General features: G+C 65.8%; 14 protein-coding genes and 1 pseudogene. 6 read left to right on the top strand and 9 right to left on the bottom strand.

The window, feature by feature from the left end; genetic code table 11:
* Positions 1-57 precede the first annotated feature (57 nt).
* Positions 58-921, bottom strand: coding sequence for a flocculation-associated PEP-CTERM protein PepA (gene pepA, locus Q9246_RS14790; RefSeq protein ID WP_306391333.1), 864 nt, complete (start codon positions 919-921; stop codon positions 58-60).
* Positions 922-1247: 326 nt separating this feature from the next.
* Here pepA and Q9246_RS14785 point away from each other — a divergent pair, with 326 nt between their 5' ends.
* Positions 1248-2123: a class I SAM-dependent methyltransferase gene (locus Q9246_RS14785; protein ID WP_306391332.1), complete on the top strand. Its 876-nt coding sequence runs from the start codon at positions 1248-1250 to the stop codon at positions 2121-2123.
* Between the two features lie 17 nt (positions 2124-2140).
* On the opposite strand, the gene Q9246_RS14780 is transcribed toward Q9246_RS14785, so the two are convergent.
* The 6 genes from Q9246_RS14780 to icmF all read right to left on the bottom strand — a co-directional run bounded on the left by Q9246_RS14780 (position 2141) and on the right by icmF (position 11552).
* Positions 2141-3211 (bottom strand): nitroreductase family protein, encoded by a 1071-nt coding sequence (locus Q9246_RS14780; protein WP_306391331.1) that lies wholly within the window; start codon positions 3209-3211, stop codon positions 2141-2143.
* On the bottom strand, positions 3208-4089 hold the full coding sequence (locus tag Q9246_RS14775) for a ThiF family adenylyltransferase (protein ID WP_306391330.1): 882 nt from the start codon (positions 4087-4089) through the stop codon (positions 3208-3210). The genes Q9246_RS14780 and Q9246_RS14775 overlap by 4 nt, the downstream gene beginning before the upstream one ends.
* Positions 4090-4121: 32 nt before the next feature.
* Complete coding sequence (locus Q9246_RS14770; protein ID WP_306391329.1) at positions 4122-4715, bottom strand: GNAT family N-acetyltransferase; 594 nt, start codon at positions 4713-4715, stop codon at positions 4122-4124.
* Positions 4716-4979: 264 nt separating this feature from the next.
* Positions 4980-7757, bottom strand: a complete 2778-nt coding sequence (gene prsT / locus Q9246_RS14765) for an XrtA/PEP-CTERM system TPR-repeat protein PrsT (RefSeq protein ID WP_306391328.1) — start codon at positions 7755-7757, stop codon at positions 4980-4982.
* 169 nt (positions 7758-7926) lie between these two features.
* Positions 7927-8235, bottom strand: coding sequence for a hypothetical protein (locus Q9246_RS14760; RefSeq protein WP_306391327.1), 309 nt, complete (start codon positions 8233-8235; stop codon positions 7927-7929).
* A gap of 29 nt (positions 8236-8264) precedes the next feature.
* Positions 8265-11552, bottom strand: a complete 3288-nt coding sequence (gene icmF / locus Q9246_RS14755) for a fused isobutyryl-CoA mutase/GTPase IcmF (RefSeq protein WP_306391326.1) — start codon at positions 11550-11552, stop codon at positions 8265-8267.
* A 220-nt stretch (positions 11553-11772) separates the two neighbouring features.
* Here icmF and Q9246_RS14750 point away from each other — a divergent pair, with 220 nt between their 5' ends.
* Complete coding sequence (locus Q9246_RS14750; RefSeq protein WP_306391325.1) at positions 11773-12996, top strand: HD-GYP domain-containing protein; 1224 nt, start codon at positions 11773-11775, stop codon at positions 12994-12996.
* A 6-nt stretch (positions 12997-13002) separates the two neighbouring features.
* On the opposite strand, the gene Q9246_RS14745 is transcribed toward Q9246_RS14750, so the two are convergent.
* Positions 13003-13752 (bottom strand): SDR family oxidoreductase, encoded by a 750-nt coding sequence (locus tag Q9246_RS14745; RefSeq protein WP_306391324.1) that lies wholly within the window; start codon positions 13750-13752, stop codon positions 13003-13005.
* A gap of 164 nt (positions 13753-13916) precedes the next feature.
* Between Q9246_RS14745 and Q9246_RS14740 the strand changes: the two genes are divergently transcribed.
* The 4 genes and pseudogenes from Q9246_RS14740 to Q9246_RS14725 all read left to right on the top strand — a co-directional run.
* Positions 13917-14519, top strand: coding sequence for a 2-hydroxychromene-2-carboxylate isomerase (locus Q9246_RS14740; RefSeq protein WP_306391323.1), 603 nt, complete (start codon positions 13917-13919; stop codon positions 14517-14519).
* Between the two features lies 1 nt (position 14520).
* Positions 14521-15450: a LysR substrate-binding domain-containing protein gene (locus tag Q9246_RS14735; RefSeq protein ID WP_306391321.1), complete on the top strand. Its 930-nt coding sequence runs from the start codon at positions 14521-14523 to the stop codon at positions 15448-15450.
* Between the two features lie 454 nt (positions 15451-15904).
* Positions 15905-16072 carry a hypothetical protein gene (locus Q9246_RS14730; RefSeq protein WP_306398283.1) on the top strand — a complete coding sequence of 56 codons (168 nt, stop codon included), beginning with the start codon at positions 15905-15907 and terminating at the stop codon, positions 16070-16072.
* Positions 16018-16254, top strand: a pseudogene (locus tag Q9246_RS14725) (MFS transporter); the annotation flags it as partial. The gene Q9246_RS14730 and the pseudogene Q9246_RS14725, both read left to right, overlap by 55 nt.
* Before the next feature lie 131 nt (positions 16255-16385).
* Here Q9246_RS14725 and Q9246_RS14720 read toward each other — a convergent pair.
* Positions 16386-17420, bottom strand: coding sequence for a GGDEF domain-containing protein (locus tag Q9246_RS14720; protein WP_306391320.1), 1035 nt, complete (start codon positions 17418-17420; stop codon positions 16386-16388).
* Between the last annotated feature and the right edge of the window lie 282 nt (positions 17421-17702).

Genomic DNA, 17702 nt, shown 5'->3' with positions numbered 1-17702 from the left:
AGCCGCCCGGCTTGCACCGGGCGGCTTGTCGACGTGGTCCGGGAAACCGGACGCGGATTACTTCTGCAGGCGCTTGCGGCGATAGGCGCCCAGGCCCAGCAGGCCCAGGCCCATCAGTGCCAGCGAACCTGGTTCCGGCACTTCGGCAGGAGCGCCGTTGAAGTCGGTGATGCCGCTTTCCTGGGTGATCGCGACCACCGTCGGCGCTTCGCAGTTCGGCGAGCACACCAGGCCCGACGAGGTGTTGTTGAAGGCGCTGAAGGCGGCGGTGTAGAACGGATCAGGCTCGACGAAGAAGGCCTTGCCGGCTTCGGTCAGCATGAAGTTGGAGTTGACGTTCTGGAAGGCGCCGCCCAGTTCGTTGATGCCCGCAGCACCCGACAGGATGCTGGTGACGGTGCCCAGTTCGACGCGGGCGCCGTTCGGGATCACGATCGCGTCAGCGGTCAGCGAGGCGGTGCGGAATTCAGAATCGGCGCCGGCATCGGCCCACAGCGACAGGGCGATATCGTCGATTGCGCACGACACGTTGGTGCCCAGCGCGCCGTTGCAGGTGAACGTCTGGTTGAACGTGGCGTACAGGCTGTAGTTGATGCCGAGACCCGAGATCAGAGCGTTGATATTGGTCGAGGTATTGCCGACATTGTTCGAGAACGCGTCGTAGCGAATCCAGCCCACGCTGGTGTAGCGATTGGTCGTGCCTTCGATCAGCTCGATACGGGCCGACGACTCGCCTTTGATGGTGTTGGCCGTGAATTCGCGCGAGAGGTTCGGGACTTCCTGTCCGTCGACCATGCCAGGCACATCCAGGCCGTTCGAGCGTGGATCGACGCTGAAGACAGGCGCTGCCTGCGCAGCTGCTGCCATGGTCAGGAAGGCGCCGGCGATCAGGGTACGCAGCGTGCTCTTGGTATTAAACATGTGAATCTCCAGTATATGTTGACCTATGTGTCTCGGGCTCGATACTCGGGCATTCCCAAGGGTGACTGCTTTGATGACGCTACGGCTTATGATTTGTTTATTGCCCGCCGATGTTTGCACAGTTAAACTCGCTCGCATCTTCCAGGGTATTGCCAGTGACGATCATTGCAAATGTTATCTAGCAAGCAGCGTGCCAGCATTATGAAAAGCGTTTAAAATCATATGCTTGCTGCTGATCTGTCGACTTCGGCTCAGCTTTCTAGCACAGCGTTGTAAAAAATTCCGACAGCATTTTTTTACAGTTTGTTTCTTCAGGAAAAAACAAGATGCCCAGCCTTAATTTGATCAAGACCGTGGTCCGGGAATTGGTAACCGGCGAACGCAGCCCGCGCGTAACCGAGCCCGACCTGGTGATGGACGATCCGGAGAACGTGGCGGCCTATGTGGAGGCGGGACGCGAGCATGCCGTGATGGCGCCCGTGTACCTGTTTCATTGTGCGAATGTGTGCGAGGTGATCCGCCCGGGCGACACGGTGGTCGACCTTGCCTGCGGCCCGGCCAACCAGCTGGCCATGGTGGCGCGCCTGAATCCGGCGACCCGCTTCATCGGGGTCGACCTGTCGGCGCCGATGCTCGAACGGGCGCGCGAACTGATCGCACGCCAGGGCTTGACCAATGTCGAATTCCGCCATGGCGACATCACCGACCTGTCCTCGTTCGCCGACAAATCGGTGGATGCCGTGATGTCGACCATGGCCCTGCACCACCTGCCGACGCTGGACATGCTGTGCCAGACCTACGCCGAAGTGGCGCGCATCCTGAAGGACGGGGGCGGCGTCTACATGGTCGATTTCGGCCACCTCAAGGCGGCCCGCTCGATCGACTATTTCGCCTACCAGTACGCCGACCGGCAGCCGCAGCTGTTTACCGAGGATTACTACAATTCGCTGCGGGCGGCGTTCTACCCGGACGACTTCCGCCAGGCGGTCAAGCCGCTGGCCGGCCGCGCGACGCTGTATTCGACGATCGGCCTGCCGTTCATGATGGCGCTGAAAAGCGCGCCGCGCCGCGGCGCCGATCCCGAGCTTGCGGCGGAACTGCAGCGCATGCAGCAACGGCTGCCGGAGTGGCACAAGCACGATTTCAGCGACCTGCGCCGCCATTTCGGCCTGAACAGCATGCGCTGCGCGCTGATCGCGTAGCGCGGCTTGTAGCAGGTTCAGCGCCGGATCAGCAATTCTTCCAGCGGCCGCCGTTCCGAGCGCGCCCTGGGCAGGGGGCCGGCGCCCAGCCGGCCCATGTAGACCGGGGTGCCGGGACCGGCATAGATCAGTTCCTGCGCGCGCGCGCGCAGCCGTTCGGCGGCCTCGAACAGGCCGGGTGTGCTGGTGAACTTGCGTTTGTCGAGCACGTACTTGGAAAAGATCAGCGGCGTCATCTCGGGTTGCATCACGAGTCCCAGGTGGGTCAGCGTCAGCCAGAAGCGCTGCACCGCACGCCCCGCGTCGACGTAGTCGTCGATGCCGCGCGGCGCGTTGCGCGCCTTGAGCACGAAGTGGGCGGCGCAGGCCAGGCCTGGGACCAGGTCCATCTGCAGGCGCGGAGCCCAGGTGCCCATCAGGCGGTTCATGGTCGACAGCCGGTCCCAGCTCACCATGGCCCACTTCATGAGCTTGAGGGTGCCCGGATCGACGCCCAGCGCCTGGTCCGGCACGCGGTCGCGGCTGGTGCGCGCATTCCACTCGATGATGCGGGCATGCACCTGATAGGCCTCGGGCATGGTCAGGCGCAGTCGGGCGTTGTCGTACATCAAGCGCGCGGTCGCGAGTTTCGGTCCGAAGCCTTCGATCCAGTGCAGCGTGTAGGCCGGGGCGACGGCGGCTTCGAGCGCGCGCTTCTCGTCGCCGCTCAGGGGCCGCGCGCTCATCGGCCGGCGCTGCACGCTGCGGCGGGTGATGGCCTCGACCAGCGGGCTCGGCGCGATGCCGGCGTCGGCGCTGAAGCGCACGTCGAACAGCGGCTGTTCGTCCGGGCTGCCGGGGCGGCGCTGGGCGTCGGCGCGCAGGCCGTGGGCGCTGGCGGCGATGGCCATCGTCTCGAGCAGCGCGCCGACCGAGATCTGGCTCGGATGGCCGTCCAGGTCGTACACGGTATCGGCGCGCGTATCGCTGGCGTGCACCACCACGTGGTCGGGCCCGGCCAGTTCGAAGCGCCAGGGCTGGGTGTTGTCGCCGCTGGGCGCCCAGCGCGCGAGGTCGAGGATCCGGAGCAGGGTGTCGTGGGGAGTCATTGCGGCGATTCCTGGAGTTCGCGCGTCATCTGGCGCCGGGCCACCGCGATCATCAGGCGGTGCAGCGGGTTGCGGTTGCCGCCCGGGCGCCAGGTGCGGGTCAGCTTGTTGCGGTAGGCGTCGAACTGCATCCCGTGCGGCGCCGCCCTGACCTCGCCGCGCCGCAGCAGGATCTTGAGCGCCTCGGTGGCGGCGATGCCTGCGCACAGCTGGCAGGCCATGATGGTCGAAGGACCGCGTCGTTCCTTGAAGTTGACCGCCGACGGCAGCACCAGGTAGGGGCGGTGCAGGCCGGCCGGGGCCAGTCCGACCACGAAGCGGATCGCCTTGTCCAGTTCCGGCAGCTCGCCCCACTGGAAGTAGTCGTCGAAACTCATCCCGCCCGGCATGAAATTGAGCAGCGCGGCGCCCATGCCGAGCGGGGCTACCGTGGTGGCCGGGATTGCCTTCGCGGCGCAGGCGGCGAAGGTGCGCTGGCGGATGTCGAAGGCGAAGAAGTCCAGGCCGTCCACGTACAGGTCGACCCCGTCCAGGAAGCTGTCCAGGTTGTCCGGGTTGATGCCCTGGTCGAACACCTTGATCTCGATCTCGGGATTGATGTCCTTCGCCATGCGCGCCAGCACCTCGGCCTTGGGCTGGTCGAGGGTCGACATCATGGCGCCGACCTGGCGATTGAAATTGACCAGGTCAAAGGTGTCGAAATCGGCGACGTGGAACGAGGCGATGCCCAGCCGCGCCAGCGTCAGCAGGTACACGCCGCCCACGCCGCCGCCGCCCGCGATCGCCACCCGCTTGCCGCGCAGGGCGGCCTGTTCCTCGGGCGTGACCCAGCCGAGGTTGCGGGCAAAGGCCCGCCCATAGTCGAAAGAAGTGCTCATTGCCTGGTTATCGATGCGACACCGCCGAATGCTCAGTCGACGTGGTCTTTTTCCATGCGCAGCAGGCGGGCGACGATGCCGCTCTCTTCGCGCGGGGAAAAGAAGAAGGGATAGAAGGAGCGGTTGCCGGAATTGCTGGCGAAGGTGCCGCCATACTTGAGGATCTGCTCGGTGGCGAAGGAGAGGCGCACCCGCAACAGATAGGCGGGCGCGTTGACGCGCGGACTGGTCTTGAGTTCGCCGAGCTGTTCGAAGCCGAGCATCTTCTTGTAGAAACCGCGGTGGCGCGGATTGACTTCGATCACGATGTCGGTGCAGCGGTGCACGTCGCGCGCATAGATCACCGCCAGGTGGAACAGGTTGGCCAGCGCGGCCTTGGAACGCACCGAGGGATCGAACGCCAGCTTGGTGAACTCGGACAGCTTGGCGCCATTCTGGCGCAAGCCGTCCAGTTCGTCCTTGAAGATTTCATCGGCCATCAGCCCGATCCCGGAGTCGATCCCGAGGCTCAGGGTACCGACCACATCGCCCTTGTCGGTGGCAGTCAGGACGATGCGATTCGGGTCGTCACTCGCCTGGTGCGTGCCCGCATAACCACGCCATGCATACATCTTGTTGATGAGCATGCTGGCCGAATTGCGTCCCTCGGCAGTATCGAGAAGCCGGATTCCAAAAGAATCTTGGTTCACAATTACGTCCTCTATATCTGAGGACGCCATCTTATCCTGTTCTTCAGAAACACGGCTGTTCGTCAGGGAATCTGCAGGAAAACCCTCTGTATTCTCTTGTTCCTGGCTAGTCATCGGGTTGGTCCTTTGGCTCGACTGGATGGTCAAGAATCGTCAAACTGTGTCTAAACAGTTAATTATTTCTAAATGGATATTAATCCTTTATAAAGTTTTGCGCAACGACTGCGCGTCGTCGCGTTGAGGGAAAGCCTGGTGGTCGGCCAGCAGCTTGTCCAGCGACTTGCGCGCGCCTTCCTTGTCGCCGGCCTTGGCCAGGCCGGCTGCGAGGTGGTAGTTGATTTCCGGCGAATTGGGCACGGCCGCCGCGGCTTTCTTCAGGAGCGGCAGGCCGCGTTCGATATTGCCCTGCTCGACCAGCAACCAGCCCAGGGTATCCATGATGGCCGGATTGTCGCCTGCGATCCTGGCGGCCCGTTCGGCGGTCGCCAGGGCGCGCGCATCCCTGGTCTGGCCATAGGCCCAGGCCAGGTTGTTCAGGGCCATCGCATCCTGCGGGCTGCGCTGGACGATTCCTTCCAGCACCGGGATCGCCGACTTCGCATCCTTGGCGCCCAGGTAGGCGTTCGACAGGTAATGCGCGGCGCCGAGGTCGTTCGGATGGGCCTTGGCCCAGGCGGCCAGGCGGCGCGTGCCTTCCGCCGCCTTGCCCGCTGCTCCCAGCGCTTCCGCCAGCTTGATCACGACCGGCGTCGCCGGGGCGATCGCCAGCGCCTTCTCGTAGGCCGCCGCGGCCTGGGCGCCCTGGCGCTTGACCAGGTAGGCATCGCCTTCCAGCACATAGCCGAGCGGATGCTTCGGATAGTCGCGCTGGGTGTCGCGCGCCAGTTGCAGCGCCTCGGCCTGGCGGTCGCGGCGCAGCGCCACTTCGACCGCGGCGGCGCGCGCCGGCACCAGGTCGGGTTGCAGGCTGATGGCGCGCTGGAGGCTGGCGGCGGCCGCCGCATCGTTCTTCATCAGCATGTTGACATTGGCCATGCGCAGATGGGCCAGGCCGGATTTCGGCTGGAGCGTGACCAGCTTGCCATAGGTTTCCAGGGCGCCGGGGAAATCCTTGGCCGCGACCTGGGTCTGTCCGAGCAGTTCCATGACCCCGGGCTCGGCCGGATGGTTGGTCTGCAGCTTGCGCGCCAGCGCCTGCGCCTTGGGCGCCTGGTCGGTCGCCAGGTAGTGGCCGCCGAGCCTGAGCGCGGGACCGAGCGCGCCCGGATTGGCGTCGCTGGCCTTCTCGAGCCAGGTCGTCGCTTCCGGAACACGCTTTTGCTGCATTTCCAGCGCCGCCAGCGCCGTCATCGCATCGGTATTGTTCTTGTCCTTCTCCAGGATGGCCGTGAAGCGCGCCCTTGCCGCATCCGGCTTGTTTTCCTGGATGTCCAGGCGCGCCAGGTTGGTCGCGGCCGGCAGGAAGCCCGGCTGCAGGGACAGCGCTTTCTCGAAGGCGGCGCGCGCGCCGGCGGCATTGTTCTGGAAGAGGTATACCGCGCCCTTTATCTGGTGCACTTGCGGATTGTCCGGCTGCTGTTTCTCCAGCGCCTGCACGGCGGCCATGGCTTTCTCAGGGCGCTTCATGCCGATTTCGGTCTGCACCAGGGCCATGGTGGCCTGGACCGACTTCGGATCGAGCGTCGCTCCCTTCTCGAGTTCGCTCAACGCGCCGGCGCTGTCGCCCTGCGCCAGCTTGGACAGGCCGAGCGAGGTGCGCACCGCCGCCGCCTGTGGCGCCAGCACGGCCGCCTGGCCCAGGTAGTCGCTGGCCTTGTCGAAATCGCGGACCTGCATATACGATTCGCCGGCCAGCGCCAGCAACTGCGCATCTTTCGACGCGTCCTTCAGGGCCGGCGCCAGCGTCTCGACGGCTGCCCCCGGCTGCGAATTCTTGAGCTGGGCCTGTGCCAGTAATTTACGCGCATACACGTTGTTCGGTGCGCTCTCCAGGTATTTGCGCAAGTGCTGCTCGGCCTGGTTGGTGGAGCCCAGCGCCAGTTCCGATGCGCCGGCCAGCAGCACGCTCGGCAGGTGATCGGGCGCCACCTTCAGGATCTTCAGCAGCGCTTCCCTGGCTGCCGCGTGTTTACCCTGCGAGAATTCGAACAGGGCGCGGGTGTAGACCACCAGCAGGCTGCCCGGTGCATTTTTTTCCGCCGCCTCGACTTCTTTCTTTGCCGCGTCAAACTTGCCGCGCGCGATCTCGATATTGGCTTTCTCGATGTGGGCGCCGCGATGCGCCGGCTTGAGCGCCAGCGCCTTGTCATAGGCGGCCAGCGCTTCGTCGGGCTTGTTCATCGAGCGCAGCATCGCGCCCTGCATGATGAACACCTCGGGATTCTTCGGATCCTTGGCCACCGCCTGGTCGACGTAGAGGACGGCGGCATCGCGGTCGCCGCGCACTGCGGACAGGCGCGCCAGGCCCATCAGGGCTTCGCCGGAGTTGGCGTTGGCGGCCAGCGCCGCCTCGTAGGCCTGCTTGGCCTCGTCGGCCTTGCCGCTGCCCAGCAGCGCATCGCCGCGCAGCGACAGCAGCGGGGCCGACTGGCCGGCCGCCTCGGGCGTGACCAGTTCCAGCAGTTCCTTGACCTTGCCCTGCTGGGCCAGGGCCCGGCCCAGCAGCGGCAGCACCCGTTCGGCCGGGACGCCGAGCGCGCGCGCGCGGCCCAGTTCCTTCTCGGCCGAGGCCAGGTCGCCGCTCGACAGTTGCAACGTGCCCAGCGCCAGGCGCGCTTCGCCGTCTTCCGGGCTGTTCGCCACGGCATTCTTGAGCTGGATCAGGGCCGCCTTGATGTCGCCTTTTTGCTGGTACTCGGCCGCTTCGGCGAGCAGGGTCTCGGTCGACTGGGTGCGGTTGCAGCCGGCCAGGCCGCCGGTCAGGATGGCGCCGGCCAGGACGGCGGCGGTGAAGGTGAGCTTGGTGGGATGGCGCGGCATGTGGGATTCCTCAGGCAGTGGAGACGGTCGTTTCGCCGGATGAGCGAAATTCCTCAACAACAAATAATACCTGAAGGAACAGCCGATTCCGTGTACAAACGGATACGGTTGTTGCAAAACTTATCCGATGCGCCCGGCATGGAAGTTAAAAAAATGACTACATCGGCATTCAGTCGCCATCGCCGCGCAGCCGCTGCAGCAGGGCTTCCACATTCTCTCCCACCGGCAAGCCGTGGCGCCGCAGCAGTTGCACATGCAGCACCAGGTTTTCCAGCACCAGCTTGGCCGACACGGCCAGCAAGGTCAGCGTGCGGTCTTCCTCGCTGAAGCTTTCCATGGCCGCCGCCATCTCGCACAGATGGGTAGCGACGATGCCGCGCATCTCGTCCTCGGGGAAGGGCAGGTCGGCGAAGTCGATCGGGTCTTCCCGTTCGACTTCGCGCATCAGCGCGGCGAGCTGGTCGGGCTGGATGGTCATCGCTGGCTCCGTGTGGTCACGCAGCCATTCTACATATTGCGGCGATACTGCCCTCCGACTTCGAACAACGCCGTCGTGATCTGCCCCAGCGAGCACACGCGCACCGCGTCCATCAGGCGCGCGAACACGTTCTCGTTGTCGATCGCGGCCTGGCGCAGGGCGGCCAGGGCCCTTGGGGCCGCATCCGCATTCCGCTGGTGGAAGTCGTCCAGGCGCTGCAGCTGCGACTGCTTTTCGTCGTCGGTCGAGCGGGCCAGTTCGATCGTGGCCGGCGCGCCTTCGCCCTTCGGATTGCGGAAGGTATTGACGCCGATGATGGGCAGCGTGCCGTCGTGCTTCTGGTGCTCGTACAGCATCGACTCTTCCTGGATCTTGCCGCGCTGGTAGCCGGTTTCCATCGCCCCCAGCACGCCGCCGCGTTCGGCGATGCGCTCGAATTCCTGCAGCACCTGCTCTTCGACCAAGTCGGTCAATTCGTCCATGATGAACGAGCCCTGGTTCGGGTTCTCGTTCTTGGCCAGGCCCCATTCGCGGTTGATGATCAGCTGGATCGCCAGTGCGCGGCGCACCGATTCGTCGGTCGGCGTCGTGATCGCCTCGTCATACGCATTCGTGTGCAGCGAATTGCAGTTGTCGTAGATCGCGATCAGCGCCTGCAGGGTGGTGCGGATGTCGTTGAAGTCGATCTCCTGCGCGTGCAGCGAGCGGCCCGACGTCTGGATGTGATACTTGAGCTTCTGCGAGCGGTCGTTGGCGCCGTACTTGTCGCGCATCGACACCGCCCAGATACGCCGCGCCACGCGGCCCAGCACCGTGTATTCCGGGTCCATGCCGTTGGAGAAGAAGAACGACAGGTTCGGCGCGAAATCATCGATATTCATGCCGCGCGCCAGGTACGCTTCGACGAAGGTGAAGCCGTTCGACAGGGTAAAGGCCAGCTGCGAGATCGGATTCGCGCCAGCTTCTGCGATGTGATAGCCCGAGATCGACACCGAGTAGAAATTGCGTACGCCGTGGGTGACGAAGTATTCCTGGATGTCGCCCATCACCTTCAGCGAGAACTCGGTCGAGAAGATGCAGGTGTTCTGGCCCTGGTCTTCCTTCAGGATGTCGGCCTGCACCGTGCCGCGTACGGCGGTCAGGACCCAGGCGCGGATTTTCTCGGCTTCTTCCGCGGTGGGCGCGCGGCCGTTTTTCTCGGTGAACTTGTCGATCTGCTGGTCGATGGCGGTGTTCATGAACATCGCCAGGATGGTCGGCGCCGGGCCGTTGATCGTCATCGAGACCGACGTCGACGGGCTGCACAGGTCGAAACCGTCGTACAGCACCTTCATGTCGTCCAGGGTCGCGATCGACACGCCCGAGTTGCCGACCTTGCCGTAGATGTCGGGCCGCAGCGCCGGGTCGGCGCCGTACAGGGTCACCGAGTCGAAGGCGGTCGACAGGCGTTTCGCGTCCATGCCGGTCGACACGAGCTTGAACCGTTTATTGGTGCGGAAGGCGTCGCCTTCGCCGGCGAACATGCGGGTCGGGTCTTCGCCTTCGCGCTTGAATGGGAAAACTCCCGCAGTGTAAGGAAAACTGCCCGGCACATTCTCCAGCATCAGGAAGCGCAGGATCTCGCCATGGTCCTCGAAACGCGGCAGCGCCACCTTGCGGATCGGGTTGCCCGACAGGGTTTTCTGCACGAGCCGGGTGCGGATTTCCTTGTCACGGATTTTCACGACGTGTTCGTCGCCCGCATAGGTCGCCTGCAGCTGCGGCCAGGACGCGACCAGCGACTTGGCCTCGCCATCCATCGCATTCTCGCGCTCCACGATCAGGTCGTCGAAGTCGACGCCTTTGCCGGCGGCGGCCAGCATGCGTTTCGCTTCCTGCAGTTGCTGGCGCTCGCGCGCCAATTTGACCTGCTTGCCGACCTGGCGGTGGTAGCCGCGCACGGTGTCGGCGATCTCGGCCAGGTAGCGGCTGCGCGCCGGCGGCACGATCACGTTCTTGCCGCTCGAGTAGCGCTGGGCCGGCGCCTGCAGGCTGCCCGGTTCGACCTGCAGGCCCAGTGCGGCCAGCTTGGGCAGCAGGCCGTGGTACAGCGCGGTCACGCCATCGTCATTGAAGCGCGAGGCCTGGGTGCCGTAGACCGGCATCTGGTCCGGGCTCACGGACCACAGCTCGCGGTTGCGCTGGTATTGCTTGGCCACGTCGCGCAGCGCGTCGAGGGCGCCCTTGCGGTCGAACTTGTTGATCGCGATGAGGTCGGCGAAATCGAGCATGTCGATCTTTTCCAGCTGCGAGGCGGCGCCGAATTCCGGGGTCATCACATACATCGAGGTGTCGACGTGCGGCACGATGGCGGCGTCGCCCTGGCCGATGCCCGAAGTCTCGACGATCACCAGGTCGAAGCCGGCCACCTTGCAGGCCGCGATCACGTCGGGCAGGGCCTGCGAGATCTCGGACCCCGCTTCGCGCGTGGCGAGCGAGCGCATGAACACGCGCTGCTGGCCGTTCCACGGATTGATCGCGTTCATGCGGATGCGGTCGCCCAGCAGGGCGCCGCCCGACTTGCGGCGCGAGGGGTCGATCGAGATCACCGCGATGTTCAGGCGGTCGCCCTGGTCGAGGCGGATGCGGCGAATGAGTTCATCGGTCAGCGACGACTTGCCGGCGCCGCCGGTGCCGGTGATGCCCAGGGTCGGCACGCGCAGCGTGTCGGCGGTGTCCAGGATCTGCTTGCGCAGGGTTGGCTCGACCTTGTCGTTCTCGAGCGCTGTGATCAGCTGGGCCAGCGGGCGGTGGCGGTCGGCGATGTCGCCTGCCTGCAGCGGTGCGAGCGTGGTCGGGGCATACGGCGACAGGTCGATGTCGCAGGCCTCGAGCATCGAGCGGATCATGCCGACCAGGCCCATGCGCTGGCCGTCTTCCGGGCTGAAGATGCGCGTCACGCCGTAGGCGTGCAAGTCCTCGATCTCGCTCGGGACGATCACGCCGCCGCCGCCGCCGAATACCTTGATGTGGGCGCCGCCGCGCTGGCGCAGCAGGTCGATCATGTACTTGAAGTATTCGACGTGGCCGCCCTGGTAGCTCGAGATGGCGATGCCCTGCGCGTCCTCGGCCAGCGCCGCGGTGACCACCTCGTCGACCGAGCGGTTGTGGCCGAGGTGGATCACCTCGGCGCCGTTCGATTGCAGGATGCGGCGCATGATGTTGATCGAGGCATCGTGGCCGTCGAACAGCGAGGCGGCGGTGACGAAGCGGACCTTGTTGGCAAGGCGCGGCTGCTCGGGCAGGTCGAGCTTCGCGGCGGGAGTGATGTCGTTCATGAGGGGAGGGTCCTTGTGTGCGGTGAGGACGGGGTATGCCGGTACGGTATATGACGTTAACGTTAACGTCAAGATAGTGTCGAAGTTATGCGTTTGCATTGGCTCCATGTCACATTGTGTATCCAGGTGGCAACAACAGGTTTTTATTCATCATGTACTTGATATACTCAGTGCATAAAAGGCGCCAACGAGCGCGCAAATCACTACAGGAAGCGACACGATGCTGAAGAAAGTGGATTCGTCACAGCTCAAGCTGGGCATGTTCATCCACGACCTCGATTGCGGCTGGATGGAACATCCGTTCGTGCGTAACCGCTTCCTGCTCACGGAAGACGACGAGATCCGCAAGATCGTCGCCGCGCGCATCCGCAACGTCGTGATCGATTGCAGTCGCGGGCTGGACGTCGACGCGCCGACCCTGGCCGAAGCCGAGGCTGCGACCGAGGCGGAAGTGACGGCGCTGGCATCGAGCGTGACGAGCCGGGTGAGGGTGCCGCTGGCCGAAGAGCTGCAGCGCGCCGTCACCGTGCGGCGCCAGGCGGTGGACCTGGTGCGCACCGTGATGCAGGACGCGCGCCTGGGCAAGGCGGTCGAGCTGGACCAGGTCAGCCCGGTGGTGCAGAGCGTGACCGAATCGATCCTGCGCAATTCGGGGGCCCTGCTGAGCCTCCTGCAGATCAAGAACAAGGACGACTACACTTTCCTGCACTCGGTCAGCGTGTGCGCGCTGCTGGTCGCCTTCTGCCGTTCGCGCGGCATGGATGAAAACATGATCTACCAGGCCGGCCTGGGCGGCCTGCTGCACGACACCGGCAAGGCGCTGGTACCGGACGCCATCCTCAACAAGCAGGGGGCGCTGAGCGACGAGGAATTCGACATCGTCAAGCGCCATCCGCGCGATGGCCACGACATCCTGGTGCGCACGCCGGGCATTGGCCCGATCCCGCTCGACATCACCCTGCACCACCACGAGCGGCGCGACGGCAGCGGCTATCCGGACCGCCAGGCCGAAGGCGTCATCAGCGAGCTGGCGCAGATGGCGGCCATCGTCGACGTCTATGACGCGATCACGTCCGACCGCTGCTACCACAAGGGCATCGCGCCGGCCGAGGCGCTGCGCAAGATCTACGAGTGGAGCAAGTTCCATTTCAATCCCGCGCTGGCCCAGGAGTTCATGCGCTGCGTCGGCATCTACCCGGTCGGCACCCTGGTGTTGCTGGAATCGGGGCGGCTGGGCGTGGTGGTCGAGCCGCACGAATCGAGCCTGCTCACGCCCAAGGTGAACGTGTTCTTCCATACGAAAAACCAGGTGTATATCCGGCCCGAGACGGTCGACCTGTCGCGCGGGCTGGGCTTCGGCGGCGCCGACAGGATCGTGCGCCACGAGTCGGCCGCCAAGTGGCAGGTCGAGCCGCTGCGCTTCATGCAGCTGGCCGAAGCCTGAATCTCCTTACAGGCCGCCGGCGCAGCGCAGGGTGGCGCCGGTGACATAGGCCGCCTGCGGCGACAGCAGCCACAGCACCGGCTCCGCGATTTCTTCCGGCGTGGCCAGCCGTCCCATCGGAATCTTCGGCGCGATGCGCGCCGGGCGCTCGGGCTCGCCGGCCTGGGCATGGATGCCGGTCAGGGTCGATCCGGGCGCCACCGCGCACACGCGGATGCCTTCCGGCGCCAGCTCGCGCGCCAGGCCCAGCGTAAAGGTCTCGACCGCCGCCTTGCTGGCCGCGTAGTGCACGTATTCGTGCGGGCTGCCGGTGATGGCGGCGATCGAGGACAGGTTCACGATCACGCGGTTCGTGCCATTCGTCGCTGTGCGCCGGAAGGCGCGCACCGCGGCGCGGCTGCAATGCATGGTGCCGTGCACATTGGTACGGAACACCGCCGCGATCGTGTCCGGGTCGCTGTCCATGAAGCCGGCCAGGCGGCCGGTGATGCCGGCATTGTTGACCAGGGCGGTCGGTGGGCCGAGCTCGCGTTCGACCTGCGCGAACATCGCGTCCACCTGGCCGGAATCGCCGACGTCGGCCTGCAGCGCGATGGCGACACCGCCGGCGGCGCGGATCTCCGCCGACAGCGCCCCGGCGCTGTCGGCGTCGCCGAGGTAATTGAGCGCGACCCGGTAGCCATCGCGGGCCGCGCGCCGGGCGATGGCGGCGCCGATGCCGCGGCCGGCGCCGGTGACGATCAATACATTGTCCATGCATGCCTCCTTGACGCCAGTGTGGCGCGCGCCGGCGCCATGCGCAAGCGCAGGCAATGCATGCCATCCATGCGCCAGATGCATGGATGGCATGACAAATCGGCGCCATTCCCTGCTATCGTTATTCCTATACTGTGCGGATGCGATGCCACCCGGAGACGCCCATGCCTGCCCCACACACCGTCGAATTCTGGTTCGAGTTCGGCAGCAACTACAGCTACCTGAGCGCGATGCGCATCGAAGACGCGGCGCGCGCGGCCGGCGTGCCGCTGGCCTGGCGGCCATTCCTGTTCGGTCCCGTGTTCCGCGAACTGGGCTGGGAAGGCCCGCCGTTCGTGGTCCAGCGCGAGAAGGGCGAGTACGCATGGCGCGACACGGCGCGCCGCGCGCAAAAATACGGCCTGCCGTTCCGGCGGCCCAGCGTGTTCCCGCGCCGCGCGCTGCTGCCGATGCGGGTGGCGCTGCTCGCTGCCGACGAGCCCTGGATGGGCGAGTTCTGCCGCCGCGTGATGCGCATGGCCTGGGCCGAGGACCGCGAGATCGACGCCGCGGCGCCGGTGCTGGCCGCGCTGGACGGCCTGGCGCTTGATCCGCTGGCGCTGCTGGAGAGGGCCGGCCTCGATGCCGCCAAGGCGGCGCTGCGCGCGCAAACCGGCGAGGCGCGCCGGCTTGGCATCTTCGGCGGGCCGAGCTTCATCGTGGCCGGCGAACTGTTCTGGGGCGACGACCGCCTCGAGGATGCGCTGGCCTGGGCGCAAGGTACCTGACGTGCGGCTGAACGCGCTGCCCCCGCTCGACGCCCTGAAGGGCTTCGTGGCCACCGCGCGGCGCGGCAGCATCACCGCCGCGGCCGACGAACTGTGCCTGACCCAGTCGGCCGTCAGCCGCCAGATCCAGAGCCTGGAAGGGCGCCTGGGCGCGCCGCTGTTCGTGCGCGGCAAGCGCGGCATCGCGCTCACCGCGGCCGGGGAGGGGCTGTATGCGCTGGCCGCGCCGATGCTGGCGCAGCTGGCCGACTTCGCCGACGCGCTGCGCGCCGCGCCGCCGTCGAATCCGGTCACGATCGCGGCCGGCATCGGCGTGGCGGCGCTGTGGATCCTGCCGCGCCTGGGCGCGTTCCAGGCCCTGCACCCGGGCGTCGACGTGCGCCTGGCCGCCGGCAATGCCCTGTCCGACCTGGAGCGCGAAGGCATCGACCTGGCGATCCGCTACTGCGACGCGGCGCAGGCGCCGCCCGGCGCGCTGCACCTGTTCGACGAGATCGTGGTGCCGGTCGCCAGCCCGGCGCTGGCCGCGCAGGCCTTCGCCAGTCCGGCGGCCCTGTTCGAGCACACGCTGCTCGAACTGGACGATGCGCCGCGCACCTGGCTGCACTGGCCGACCTGGCTGCGTACCCATGGCATCCGGCGCAAGCCGGCGCGCGCCCTGCATTTCAACCAGTACGACCAGGTGGTGCAGGCCGCGCTCGAAGGCCACGGGGTGGCGCTGGGCCGGCTGGCGCTGGTCGAGCCGATGCTGCGCGCCGGCCGCCTGGCGGCCTGGCATGAAGCGGCGCGCCAGGTGCCGGGCCGCGGCTACTGGCTGCTCGACGGCCCGGACGCCGACCGTCCCGACGTGGCCGTGTTCCGCGCCTGGCTGCTCGGTGAGCTGGCGCACAGCCGCGCGCGGATCGAGGACTACGGCGCCCCGGGCGCATGAATCGCACCATGCGCACCGCGCATGGCTGGCCTGAAAAATGGCCGTTTGCCGCCATCCGGCGCGCTCGCGATACTGGCTGCTGCTATAAAAAACGTGAACAAATGTGCTCAGCGTTTTCTTCCTGCCCCGAACCGTCCTATAGACCGTGCTCGTATCTGACAGGCGTTACTTTCCCGCCTACCACCGGCAAAACGCCGGTGGCAGTGCCTGGCGTTGCCACCAGACTCGCCACGGGTAGCGCAGCATGCGTCGCGATGACGCTGGTTGCGAGCCGTCTTTCACAAGTAAGTTGGCAAGAAGCTGATTTGACGTTCCCATTCGTACACTCTCGTTCTTCCGCTTGGTTTTCGCGGAATGGAAAAGCAATTCAATAGTGCTGCGGCTTACCGGCTTACGTGGTTTCAGACACCGAGCCCTGACCAGAGTTCCGCTCCACCACTCGCGAGAAGCCGCCATGCCGACATCGATCCGTTTCAATCCGCTGTCCCCGCTGGCCCTGGTGCCGCTGGCGGTGGCCAGCGGCGCCAGCCGCGCCGACGTCGCCTTCGTGCTGGCGATGCAAAACCTGGTGTCGTGTCCGGCGTGTTCGGGGTGCGCTGCCTGGCCACCATGTTCGGGCTGATATTCCTGGGCCATCAGGCCGGCAGCTTCTGCGGCGTGTGGCTGGGGGGACTGGTGTTCGACGCCACCGGTTCGTACGACCTGGTGTGGGGCGCCACGGTCGCCATCGGCCTGCTGGCGACGGCCCTGCACTGGCCGCTGAGCGAAGCGCCGGCGCCGATCGCGGGGGCGCGGCCCGCATGAAGCCGCGTTGGAGACATGCCCTCATGCTGCTGCCGTTCGCATTGGCGCTGGGCTGGGCGCTGGCGCGCATGCTGCGTCCCGAAGCGGCCCTCGAGCTGCTCGGGATGTTCGCGCTGTGCTAGCGCGGATTCCTAGAAAAATTCGGCGGTATCGTTGACCGCCACCGTCTGCAGCAGGCCGCCCGCGACCAGCTCTTCGTAGTGGCACACGCGGTTGCGGCCGTGGGCCTTGGCGTAGTACAGGGCCTGGTCGGCGTGGCCGAGCGTGACCACCGGCGAGTCGGCGGCGCTGACGCTGGTGAAGCCGATGCTGACCGTGACCCGGCCCACCTGCGGAAAGTCGTGGCTTTCGACATCGGCCCGGAAGCGCTCGATGATGCGCCGCGCATTCTCCAGGTTGGTCGAGCGCAGCAGCACCACGAATTCCTCGCCGCCGAAGCGGAACACCCGGTCCTGGGCGCGGAACGACGACTGCAGCAGGTTGGCGATCAGGATCAGCACCTCGTCGCCGTACAGGTGGCCGAAGCGGTCGTTGACGCCCTTGAAGTGGTCGACGTCGATCACCGCCAGCCACTGCTTTTCTTCGCCGTTGGTCTGGCGCCGCTCGGCCTGGCCGTGGCTGGCGGCGTCGCTGTCGGCGGCGTGCAGCATGCGCGCCAGCTGGTCGTCGAAGGTCTTGCGGTTGAGCAGGCCCGTGAGCGAGTCGCGCTCGCTGTAGTCGAGCAGGTTCTGGAAGTTGCGGTAGACGCTGACGATCCCGTTGACCATGTACAGCGCTTCCGGCGTGAACGGATCGGCGTGCACGATCTCGAGGCAGGTGTCGGCCTTGTCGCCGAACCAGATCGGCAGCCACAGGCAGCGCAGGCCGTCGGCGCCGATGCTCTCGGCGCGCGTGTCGTGGCGCCGCAGGCAGGCTTCGAGTTCGGGATAGAGTGCGATCGGTTCGCCGGGACCGCTGTCCTGGGGTTCCTCGGGGCAGGCCACGCTGCCGGCATGGATGCAGGCGCGCGAGCGCACGAAATACTGTTCGCCGACGCTGGCGATGGCCAGCACCCGGGTGCGGGCGGCGCCGGACAGTTCCTGGACCGCCGAAATCACGGAGATGTCCAGCATGGTGTGATCGCGGTGGCCGGTCATGTCCACCATGTGTCGCAGCAGGGAATCCATGTGTCGTTGTCAGGCCAAGCAAGAAGAGTAACCGGGAGAGCACGCGCGATGCCGTGTTTTTCAGCAGTCAAGCAAAACAGCATAATGCCTTTTTGTATTACCGGCAACTATTCTTAACAATTTTTATTCGTATCCGTACGTGGCGTGACACATCGCCCGCGGAGTTTGTTTCTTATCAGAAGGATGAATTTCCGCATGGAAAAGTTGTGGGTGGTCAACTTGCTGTGCGGCACTAATCGGTACAGTGAACTCACTGGCAAACGTAACACAGCAGTAGCGACG

Source organism: Telluria beijingensis (assembly GCF_030770395.1).
In the GTDB taxonomy this organism is placed as follows: domain Bacteria; phylum Pseudomonadota; class Gammaproteobacteria; order Burkholderiales; family Burkholderiaceae_D; genus Telluria; species Telluria beijingensis.
Note: the sequence above shows the minus strand (reverse complement) of the source record. Positions and strands in the feature narration are given on the sequence as shown.